General features: G+C 69.2%; 5 protein-coding genes and 1 pseudogene. 3 read left to right on the top strand and 3 right to left on the bottom strand.

Annotated features, from left to right (window positions below):
- Positions 1–89 precede the first annotated feature (89 nt).
- Positions 90–2,129 (bottom strand): ParB N-terminal domain-containing protein, encoded by a 2,040-nt coding sequence (locus PSV23_RS09375; RefSeq protein WP_300468174.1) that lies wholly within the window; start codon positions 2,127–2,129, stop codon positions 90–92.
- A 51-nt stretch (positions 2,130–2,180) separates the two neighbouring features.
- Entirely contained in the window at positions 2,181–3,080 is a 900-nt protein-coding gene (locus PSV23_RS09380) for a toprim domain-containing protein (protein WP_300468176.1), read from the bottom strand.
- Between the two features lie 315 nt (positions 3,081–3,395).
- Between PSV23_RS09380 and PSV23_RS09385 the strand changes: the two genes are divergently transcribed.
- Positions 3,396–5,456, top strand: coding sequence for a TonB-dependent siderophore receptor (locus tag PSV23_RS09385; protein WP_300468178.1), 2,061 nt, complete (start codon positions 3,396–3,398; stop codon positions 5,454–5,456).
- Between the two features lie 164 nt (positions 5,457–5,620).
- On the opposite strand, the gene radC is transcribed toward PSV23_RS09385, so the two are convergent.
- Positions 5,621–6,307 carry a DNA repair protein RadC gene (gene radC, locus PSV23_RS09390; protein WP_300468180.1) on the bottom strand — a complete coding sequence of 229 codons (687 nt, stop codon included), beginning with the start codon at positions 6,305–6,307 and terminating at the stop codon, positions 5,621–5,623.
- Between the two features lie 101 nt (positions 6,308–6,408).
- Here radC and PSV23_RS09395 point away from each other — a divergent pair, with 101 nt between their 5' ends.
- Both PSV23_RS09395 and PSV23_RS09400 read left to right on the top strand, forming a co-directional pair.
- On the top strand, positions 6,409–6,816 hold the full coding sequence (locus PSV23_RS09395) for a nuclease (RefSeq protein ID WP_300468182.1): 408 nt from the start codon (positions 6,409–6,411) through the stop codon (positions 6,814–6,816).
- Positions 6,817–7,019: 203 nt separating this feature from the next.
- Positions 7,020–7,271: pseudogene (locus tag PSV23_RS09400) on the top strand (hypothetical protein); the annotation flags it as partial.

The raw sequence follows: 7,271 nt of genomic DNA on the forward strand, positions 1-7,271 counted from the left end.
CCCTTTCCTCGCCCTTTTCCACGCCAGGGATTCGCACGAGTACGCCGCCCCGGCTGAGCCGGGGCGGCGTCCGTCAGGAAGACTGGCGGTCAGGCGGCGGCGGGATCGAGCGCGGCCTCACCGGCCGGGGTGACGGCGAACGCCCCAACCCCGTCGTCGTCGAAGACAGGGTCTTGCTCGTCGAGGGCCCGGTCGTCAGCTTCGTCGGCATCGTCCTGCGGCGAGCCCGCCCAGGACAGGCCGGCCGGCGCCCAGGTCCGCAACGCCGCCTGTTCGGCGACCCAGTCGACCAGTTCGGCCTTCTTGAGCGACCTGGCGCGGTCGTCCTCGGCCCCCATGGCCTCGAGCATCCCCAGCAGCAGCCCCTTGGAGTGGTGCTGAAGGAAGGGCGCGTCGGGGGTCCAGTGCAGGGTGATGTCCGCCGCGCACAGCGCGGCCAGCTCGGCCGCTTCCGCGCGGGCGCTGCGCCGGATCAGGGTCGTGCGTTCCTCGCGGACGTCGAGGCTGATCGCGGTCAGTTCGGCCAGCAGACCCATTTTCTCGCCATGCGGCAGCGCATGAACCCAGGCGATGACGGTCTCGCCCGAAGCCTGCCAGGTCGCGCGCCGATCATCGAGCCGCTGGCGCACCTCTCCGTCCAGGGGTTCGATCACCCGCCCGCCGGCTGGATTGAAGCCGGTGGCGAGGATGGCCAGGGCGGAGTCCGAGCGCGCCACCTGGGCGGCAAGCACCAGAACGGTGAACAGGCGCGCGATCAGGGCGGTCAGGGCGGCGCCCGGGTCATCGGCCAGGGCGCGGATCAGTCCCCGCGTCGCGACGTCGGTGCGCACGCCGTGCAGGGCATGGTTGACGCCGTCGATCTCCGGCGCGGGCGTCGCCACTTCCGGAGGGACATAGGCCGGCGGCGCCGACGCCGGGTCCGGTGAATCGCTCTCGGTCGAGCTGTCCTCCTCGATCTCGGGCTCCTCGGGGGTGTAGCAGCGCACATCGACCCCCGTCCCGGCGGCGGGCCACATCACCATCGTCGTCACCACCCGCCCGCCGCAACCCGTCTGGTCCGCCGTCACCCGGGCGCGGATCATGGCGACGATGGTGGCGTCCACGGTTTCGGGGTCGCCGGCGTCCGAGAGAACCTGCCGGGCCGCCTCCAACCGCTCATTGAACACCTCCCGCTGAGCCCGGTAGCGCGCCATGTCTTCAGCCGGAAGCTGGCCGCCGTAGACATACCCCAGAGCCTCCAGATCGTCCGGCAGGTCCGGCTCGGGTCCGGCCGTGACATGCACCGCGATCCCCTCGGCCTCGAACACGGCGGCGATTCCGCGCGCCCGCCGGATCCACAGGTCGGTCAGGATTTCCGGGTCAAGCAACACCGGCGCAAGCTCCCCGAACAGATCCGCCTCGGTGCGGCCGCCGGCTTCTCCATAGCGGACCGGGTCCACCAGGGCGCAGCGTCGATCCCGGACGGTGACCCGCCCTTCGTCGAGCCGTTCGATAATGCGCCAGTCCTGGAAGCCGTGTCCGTCGAGCGCCGCCTCGGCGAGCTCGGCCTGTTCCGCCCTGTCCGGCAGACGGGCCAGCAGCCTGGCCTGTTTGAGGGTCATGCGTCCGGCCTTCAGGGCCGCGAGGGCGACCGGCGGCAGCCCGGCCAGGGCGGCCAGGCGTTTGATGTCGATCTCGGCGTAGCCGAGGGCCCGGGCGATCACGGACACCGTCAGCTTCGATTTCAGCATCCGGCCGATGGCGGCGATGATATCGGCGACATGAACGGGCACGGCCGTGTTGGTCAACAGGACGGCGGCCGCCTGGCGGGCCGGATCGGTCTCGACACAGACCGTGACCGGGTAGCTCCCGTCGATCTCCCCCGCGTCCTGCAGCAAGCCCAGCGCCAGGCGACGACGGCGGCCGTCCAGCGCCATCCAGGGATCTTCCTTCTTGCCGCGGCCGGGGCGGACGGTGAGGCGCTGCAGCTGACCGGCGGCCTTCATCGTGGCGGCCAGCGTCGGGATGTCGTCATCCGGCGGCTCGTTGAACCGCAGATTCTCGGGGGCGATGCCGATGTCGGCAAGGCGAACGGTGCGTTCGTCGCGCTCGACGACCACGGGCGCGCTGACGGGAATGAGGTCGGTCATGGGAACTCTCCTGCCGGGCATCGGGGCCTATCCCCGCCGCTCCGGCGCCCCTCAGGACCCTCGCTCCCCTCCTCTCGCCGCGCCGACGGCCGCCTCGTTCCAGTCGCCGAATGGCGGGTCTGGAAGCCGGACACGGACCTCCAGACCGGTGCGCAGGAGGCGTCGCCGAAGCCGCGCCGCAGCGCCCTCGCCCACGGCTCCCCGGTCGGCGGCGATGAGCAGGCGGCGCACCTTTGCGGGCGGCGTCCAGGCGGCGAGGTTGTTCGCCGCCATCAGCGCCCAACCCGGAAGCTGGAAGCGGTCCATGGCGCACAGGGTGGTGACCACGCCTTCCCCGACCAGCATCTCCGCGGTCGCCGGAGCCAGGCGAACGGCTGCGCCGGTCGGAACCAGGCCGACCGTCTTTCGCGGCAGTCGCAGGCCCGAGGCGAGACGCCCGTTCCGGTCGAGATAGGTCAGCTCGACCGCCGTCAGTCGGTCCTCTCTGTCGCTGATCCGCGCTATCAGGGCGGGGCGACCCCGGCCACGCGGCCGGTAGACGGAGATTGGCGCTTCCGGATGGAAGCCGAGGTTCGAAGCGGCGGCGGCTTGAACGGCGCGATGATGCAGGTAGCGATCTGCGAGATCGCCGCCATCCAGGCCCCGACAACCGGCCCAGAGATCCGAGGCTGTCTGGAGACGAAGACGGGGATCGGGCTTTGGGACCGACGGGCCCGCTGGCCCGCCGCCGGTCAATCGGCCAGCGTCGTCGATGAAGCCCCTGTCCCGCAACTGATTGCGGATGGTCCTCCAGTCCGACCCGCCGAAGCCGTGAATGACGACCCGGCCGTCGGTCAGCAGCAGCGAGACGGAGCGATCCCGCGCGCTATGGCCGGGCGCGGGGACATTGGCCCGCCGGCCGCCGGAGTAGAGATCGCCGCCCAGGGCGGCGACGATGCGGTGCAAGCTCATGGTCGCCTCAGAGCTCGCCCTGGTCCCGGAGGGTATCGCGTCTGCGCGATGGGCGGCGCCGGATTCGATGACGCCATGCGTGCTCTGGTGGTCGTGAAACGGGGCGCAGTCATCGCGGTCTCCTGAGGGCTCGCCGCGCCATCGCGGCCAACCCGGCCGGCCCTCCCTTCCCCCATCGCCCTGAGAGGCCGCAGGTACTCGCCGCGCCAATCCCGACGATCGCCGTGGTCTGGTATCGATTCTTCTTGCGAATGCGAATGTGTCGCATTACTCGCATTCCTGTTTCCAACATCGACTCAAGAAACGACAGATCCCATGCGCCTCCTTCTGGCTTCGACAGCCATCCTCCTGACCTGTCCGGTAGCCGCGATCGCTCAGGAGCGGGCGACCGATCTGGAACCCATCATCGTCACCGGGCAGGCCCGCGGCTACATCGCGATCGACTCGGTGACCGCGACCAAGACCGACACCCCTCTCATCGACGTGCCCCAGAGCATCAACGTTGTGACGCGCGCACAGCTGGACGATCAGGCGCTGCACAGCCTCGGCGACGTCCTGCGCTATGTGCCGGGCACCACGGTCGGTCAGGGCGAAGGCAATCGCGATCAGATCACCTTGCGGGGACAGAACACCACGGCCGACTTCTTTCTCGACGGCGTGCGTGATGACACGCAGTATTTCCGGGGCCTGTATAATCTCGAGCGGGTCGAGGTGCTGAAGGGTCCCTACGCCCTGATCTTCGGGCGGGGCGGCGGCGGCGGCATCGTCAACCGGGTGCAGAAGACGCCCAGCGCGAGCGGACTATTCGCCGCTGGCCGGGCCAGCGCCAACAGCTTCGGCGCCTGGGACGTGTCGGCGGACCTCAACGCGCCCCTCAGCGACAGGGCCGCCGTCCGAATCAACGCCATCTACGAGACCCTCGACAACCACAGGGACTTCTACGAAGGCGAGCGATACGCCTTGAACCCCTATGTAGTGATCGACCTGGGAGCCGGTTGGCGGGCAGGCCTTTCCTATGAGTACGTCAATGACGACCGCGTCGTCGATCGGGGTGTCCCCTCGCTGGCCGGAGCGCCCCTCGGGGGCTATCGCGACCAGTTCTTCGGTGTCCCGGGCGTGAACCGCACGACGCTCGAGGCCAATATCGTCAAGCTGCGGCTGGACGGCGTACTGGCGGACAATGTCGAGGTCTCGACCACGGTCATGTACGGCGATTACGACAAGGTCTACACCAACGTCTTCGCCAGCGGAGCCGCCACGGCGCAGAACGGGACGGTCCAGCTGGCCGGCTATACAGACCCCACCACCCGCCGAAACCTGCTGGTCCAGAGTAATCTGGTTTGGGACGTCAGGACGGGCGGCATCGGTCACAAGGTGCTGTTCGGCCTCGAATACGGCGACCAGGACTCAGCCAACCGGCGCCGCAACGCCGTGCTGTCCGACACGAACTTTGACCTCGCCGACCCCGTATTCCCAAGCGTCACCTTTCCGGCGCTCAACCGCAACACGGTTTCGAACGTCGAATCGGTCTCGGCTTATGTGCAGGACCAGATCAGCCTCGGCGACCGCATCGAGGTCGTCGCCGGCCTGCGCTACGATCGCTTCGACATCACCGGAACCGACCTGCAACCGAATCCGGACCGCCCCTTCGCCCGCACCGACGACAAGGTCTCGCCGCGCCTGGGCCTGATCTACAAGCCGAGGCCGAACGTCTCGATCTACGGCAGCTACAGCCAGTCCTTCCTGCCGCGGTCGGGCGACCAGTTCCTGACCCTGTCGACGACGGAGCAGAACCTCGAGCCCGAAGAGTTCACCAATCATGAGGTCGGCGCCAAATGGGACATCCGTCCCGACCTCAACGTCACGGCCGCCGTGTTCCGGCTGGACCGCACCAATGCGACCACGCCCGATCCTCTCAACCCGACGGTCACCATCAATGTCGGCGAGACACGGACAGAAGGCGTGGAACTGGCTGTCACCGGGCGACTGCGGCCGAACTGGCAGGTCAGCGGCGGCTATTCCTGGCAGGACGCCCGCCTGCAGGGCAACGACTCGGTCCGTCTGGCCCAGACGCCGAAGCAGCAGTTCAGCCTGTGGAACCGCTATGACGTCGGCCGCCGGCTGGGTATCGGTCTGGGAGTCATACATCAGGCCAGCCAGTTCGCGGCGATCCGGACCTCGTCATCCACGACGCGGTTGCCGGCCTTCACCCGCGTCGACGCCGCCGTGTTCTACGAGGTCAACGACACCGTCCAGTTGCAGCTGAATATCGAGAATCTGTTCGACACGACCTATTTCCCGGACGCGCACAACAACGCCAACATCTCGACCGGAGCTCCGCTGAACGCCCGGCTGACCCTGAGCACGCGGTTCTAGCCGGCACAAATCACAGAGTCTCCACGGCAATCCGGGCCCTCAGAAAGTGTTTTCCGGCGCTTGATGGCTGCTGGGCGGCCCTCCATGCCGAATCCGTCATCGGCACGACCCTGGGCAAGCCATCGACAGGCGGGGCGCGGTGAGAATGCCTCCTGATCAAACCCTCAGATCAGGCCCAGGGCCTTGAAGCTGGCCGTGCCCTCCCGACCCACGACCAGGTGGTCGTGGACCTGGAGATTGAACACCCGCGCCGCCTCGACGATCTGTCGCGTCATCTGGATATCGGCCTGCGATGGCGTCGGGTCGCCCGAAGGATGATTGTGGACCAGGATCATGGCGGACGCCGACAGCTCCAGGGCCCGGCGAATCACTTCGCGCGGATAGACGGGGGCGTGATCCACCGTTCCGTCCGCCGTCAGTTCGTCCCGGAGCAGGACGTTGCGCCGATCGAGAAACAGGGTCCGAAACTGTTCGCGCGGCTCATGAGCGAGCGCCGTCCGAACATAGGCGACAAGCGCCGTCCAGGAGGTGATCACGGGGCGCCGGCAGGCCTCGTCGCGCGCCAGGCGGAGGGCGAACTCCCGCAGCAGCGCGAGCTGGGCGCCGACGCCCGCTCCGGCGCTGAAGTCCCGCTCCAGTTCCGCGGGCGCCGCCCCGGCGACGGCGCCCAGCGACCCGAACCGGTCGAGCAGGGCGGCGGCGAGCCGTTCGGGCTCGGCGTCCGGATCCGGCCTCCCGAGGATCATGGCTAGCAGGGTCTGATCGGCCAGCGCCGCATGGACGAGGGTCGGCCCCGGCGGGGGACGCTTGCGCGGTTCAGCGGTCGTCGGCCGGGTCGAGGTTGGTTTCATGGCGGTGTCCTCCGCTCCACCACGGAGCGCCGCCGCGCGGCCTTCCTTTCCCTCCCCGACCGGGGCTTGTTCCCCGACCGGGGCTGCGCCAACTTGGGCCGATGAAATGGCTTCTGATCGCCGCCGGACTGCTGCTGGCTCCGGCCGTCGCCCGGGCCGATCCGTGCGAGGGCCGGCTGCCCGCCCGCGCCGGCGAAGCCTTCGCGGGGATGGTGCGCCATGTCGGCGACGGCGACAGTCTGTGCGTAGGCGACGCCGCCGACCGCGCCGCCTGGATCGAGGTGCGCCTGTCCGACTTCGATGCTCCCGAACTGCACAGTTCCACCGGCCGCGCCGACCGCGACCGCCTGATCCGCATCGTGGGCGGCCGCCGGCTGGAGTGCGTCGCGGTTCGGGGTCGAAGCGGCCGGGTCATCGTCCATGACCGGGTCATCGCCTCCTGCAGACTCAACGGGCGGCGGGTCGGTGACCTCCTCCGCGCCGCCGGGGGCCGGGAAGGCGGGCGCTAGGCGGCGAATCGTCATCCGTCCGGCGACGGGTGCCGCGTCGAGCGACCGGTCGGCCCGTTACGGCGTCGCGTCGGAACGATCGACCCTCCCGTTGGCGCGGCGGGACCGAGGCATGGATTGCGTCGCGCAACCAAGCCGACGCACAGTGGGAAGCCAGGCCGCCGGGCGCTGGCGCCCCAATGCGGGCCCGGCCAGGGAACACCATGATAAAGACCGGGGGCGACGGCGCCCTCGACGCAGTCCTCAACAGGGACTGTTTCTGCATCACGCTGGATAGGCCGCGTCTGGACGCAGCGATCCGCCGGCAGGCCGGAGATCCGGACCTCGTCTCGGCGCTGCTCGAGGATCGACCGCACCTGTTCTCCGGCGGGCCGGTGTTCCTGTCCGCCCGAGACGTCGAGGCCATGATGACCGTCGTGGGCGCCATCGAGGCCGCCGCCAGGAATCCGGCCTAT

The organism is Brevundimonas sp. (genome assembly GCF_029946145.1).
Classification (GTDB): domain Bacteria; phylum Pseudomonadota; class Alphaproteobacteria; order Caulobacterales; family Caulobacteraceae; genus Brevundimonas.

What these genes read in the sequence shown, in the direction of transcription:
- PSV23_RS09385 (WP_300468178.1), top strand. Translation starts at nt 3,396, where the DNA reads ATGCGCCTCCTTCTGGCTTCGACAGCCATCCTCCTGACCTGTCCGGTA.
- PSV23_RS09375 (WP_300468174.1), bottom strand. Translation starts at nt 2,129, where the DNA reads ATGACCGACCTCATTCCCGTCAGCGCGCCCGTGGTCGTCGAGCGCGAC.
- PSV23_RS09395 (WP_300468182.1), top strand. Translation starts at nt 6,409, where the DNA reads ATGAAATGGCTTCTGATCGCCGCCGGACTGCTGCTGGCTCCGGCCGTC.
- radC (WP_300468180.1), bottom strand. Translation starts at nt 6,307, where the DNA reads ATGAAACCAACCTCGACCCGGCCGACGACCGCTGAACCGCGCAAGCGT.
- PSV23_RS09380 (WP_300468176.1), bottom strand. Translation starts at nt 3,080, where the DNA reads ATGAGCTTGCACCGCATCGTCGCCGCCCTGGGCGGCGATCTCTACTCC.